A 2544-nucleotide genomic window follows, 5' to 3' on the forward strand; every position below is an offset into this window, starting at 1 on the left:
AATTGAGAGGCTAAGACTTTTGTCTCAGCCTCTTCTAATAGAAAGAAGACGACTATGACATTGGATTTAATTAAAATCAGACGGGATTTACACCAAATCCCTGAAATTGGCTTGGAAGAATTTGAAACCCAAGCCTACCTCTTAGAGCGAATCGCAGAGATCACAGCGGGCAAGGACTTTGTCGAGCAACGGACTTGGCGGACCGGGATCCTGGTGTATCTCCATGGGTCTGCTCCTGAAAAAACTATCGGCTGGCGGACAGATATCGATGGCTTACCGATTGTGGAACAAACGGGCCTTGATTTTGCCTCCAAGCACGAAGGACGGATGCATGCTTGTGGTCATGATATGCACATGACGACAGCACTTGGACTTTTGGATCAACTGGTTCAAGTGCAACCAAAAAATAACCTGCTCTTTCTCTTCCAACCGGCTGAAGAAAACGAAGCTGGTGGGATGCTCATGTATAAGGACAATGCTTTTGGCGACTGGCTCCCTGATGAATTTTATGGTCTGCATGTGCGCCCTGATTTGAAGGTGGGAGACATTGCGACCAATACGGGTACCCTTTTTGCGGGGACCTGTGAAGTCAAGATTACCTTTACAGGTAAGGGAGGGCATGCCGCTTTTCCACATGAGGCCAATGACGCTCTTGTAGCAGCTTCTTACTTCATTACCCAAGTCCAATCAGTCGTGAGTCGAAATGTCGATCCGATTGAAGGGGCTGTGGTGACCTTTGGTTCCATGCATGCAGGAACAACCAATAATGTGATTGCTGAGACAGCCTTCCTTCATGGGACCATTCGGACCTTGACCATGGAGATGAACCTTTTGACTCAAAAACGGGTCAAAACCATTGCAGAAGGAGTTGCAGCAGCCTTTGATGTGAAATTGGACCTGGAACTCAAGCAAGGAGGATATCTTCCTGTGGAAAACCAACCAGAATTGGCCAAAGAACTCATGGACTTTTTCACAGCTGAGGAAGACGTGAACCTGATTGATATCCTGCCTGCGATGACAGGAGAAGACTTCGGCTTTCTCTTGAGCAAGGTCCCTGGTGTCATGTTCTGGTTGGGGATTGATACTCCTTATGCCCTGCACCATCCAAAGATGAGCCCAAATGAAGCCGCCCTTCCCTTTGCTGTAGAAAACATTGGTAAATTTTTGAAAATGAAAGCCAACCAATAAAGGAATGATTCAACTCCGTCTGGAGTTGGATTTTCTCTTTGTTGTATAAAAACTGTTCGGATCTTTCCTAAAAAATGATACAATTAAAGCTAGACAAAAGGAGTAGGGAATGAAGAAAACACTACGAAAAGAAACTATAGCAGCCATGAAAGCACTGCCACAAACTGTGAAAACTCAAGCAGATGAAGAGCTGACTCAGTGCCTCTTGGAGCTACCAGCTTTTCAGGAGGCAAAGACCCTTGCGACCTATCTGTCTTTTGACCATGAAGTTTCCACAGCTGGCTTGATCCAAGCAGCTCTTCAACTCGGGAAACGCGTCTGTGTTCCCCGTACCTATCCACAAGGGCGAATGGAATTTGTGGAATACGATCCTGACATTTTGGAAAAGACACGCTTTGGTTTGCTGGAGCCCAATGAAAAAGGAAAGCTTGTGGAACAGTCAGAGATTGATCTGATCCATGTACCAGGCGTGGTCTTCCAGTCAAAAGGCTACCGAATTGGCTATGGTGGTGGCTATTATGATCGTTATTTAGCAGATTTTGCTGGAAAAACGGTTAGTACGATTTATTCCATCCAGCAGAAGGAGTTCCAGCCAGATACGTTTGATCAGGCAGTTCAGGAGGTGCTAGTTTATGAAGTTACTCTTTGATCGTCGTTATCCTGTGACTAGCCTCTTGTTGCTCGTCACAACGGCAGTCTTTCTTTCTATGTTCATCCGATTTGGAGGCGACTACCAAACAGGTGCTGCTATTTACTATAGCGGTGGTATTATTGGAGAGGTTGTGAAAGTCGATCCTAGCCAGTTATGGCGAATCGTGACAGCTACATTTGTTCATATCGGCCTAGAACATTTTGTGCTCAATATGATCACCCTCTATTACTTAGGACGTTTGGCAGAAGATCTCTTTGGATCGAAGGCTTTCTTAGCTCTTTATCTCTTATCGGGCATGATGGGCAATGTCTTTGTCGCTATTTTTACGCCAGATGTGATTGCAGCAGGAGCTTCTACAGCCCTCTTTGGACTGTTTGGGACTATTGGTGCTTTGCGCTTTATTGTCCAAAGTCCCTATATTCGCCACTTGAGTCAGTCCTATACCAGCTTGATTGTGGTTAATTTGATCTTTAGCTTCATGCCAGGGATCAGTATGGCGGGGCACATCGGTGGCTTAGTAGCTGGGGTGATGTTGGCTTATGTCTTTCCAGTAAGAGGGGAAGCTCGTTTTATGAACCGAACCTATCAGATGAGTGCAGCCCTATCTTATCTCTTGCTTTTGCTTTATTTCTTAGGTAAAATCTTGACTCTATTTTAAGAAGAGGCTAGGACAAAAGTCCTAGCCTCTTAATTGTTTTTGGATT

Annotated in this window: 3 protein-coding genes; all 3 read left to right on the top strand. The window is 45.2% G+C overall.

Annotated elements, in window-relative coordinates; translation table 11 throughout:
* Positions 1 to 54: 54 nt before the first annotated feature.
* The 3 genes from O3629_RS10050 to O3629_RS10060 all read left to right on the top strand — a co-directional run bounded on the left by O3629_RS10050 (position 55) and on the right by O3629_RS10060 (position 2498).
* Positions 55 to 1188, top strand: coding sequence for an N-acetyldiaminopimelate deacetylase (locus tag O3629_RS10050; RefSeq protein WP_049486374.1), 1134 nt, complete (start codon positions 55 to 57; stop codon positions 1186 to 1188).
* A gap of 109 nt (positions 1189 to 1297) precedes the next feature.
* On the top strand, positions 1298 to 1837 hold the full coding sequence (locus O3629_RS10055) for a 5-formyltetrahydrofolate cyclo-ligase (protein ID WP_371609139.1): 540 nt from the start codon (positions 1298 to 1300) through the stop codon (positions 1835 to 1837).
* Complete coding sequence (locus O3629_RS10060) at positions 1821 to 2498, top strand: rhomboid family intramembrane serine protease (protein ID WP_049514399.1); 678 nt, start codon at positions 1821 to 1823, stop codon at positions 2496 to 2498. The genes O3629_RS10055 and O3629_RS10060 overlap by 17 nt, the downstream gene beginning before the upstream one ends.
* Positions 2499 to 2544: the final 46 nt, after the last annotated feature.

The organism is Streptococcus sp. 27098_8_12 (genome assembly GCF_041432115.1).
GTDB classification, from domain to species: Bacteria; Bacillota; Bacilli; order Lactobacillales; family Streptococcaceae; genus Streptococcus; species Streptococcus parasanguinis_V.

Coding starts and splice junctions, on each gene's coding strand:
- O3629_RS10060 (WP_049514399.1), top strand. CDS start 1,821: ATGAAGTTACTCTTTGATCGTCGTTATCCTGTGACTAGCCTCTTGTTG.
- O3629_RS10050 (WP_049486374.1), top strand. CDS start 55: ATGACATTGGATTTAATTAAAATCAGACGGGATTTACACCAAATCCCT.
- O3629_RS10055 (WP_371609139.1), top strand. CDS start 1,298: ATGAAGAAAACACTACGAAAAGAAACTATAGCAGCCATGAAAGCACTG.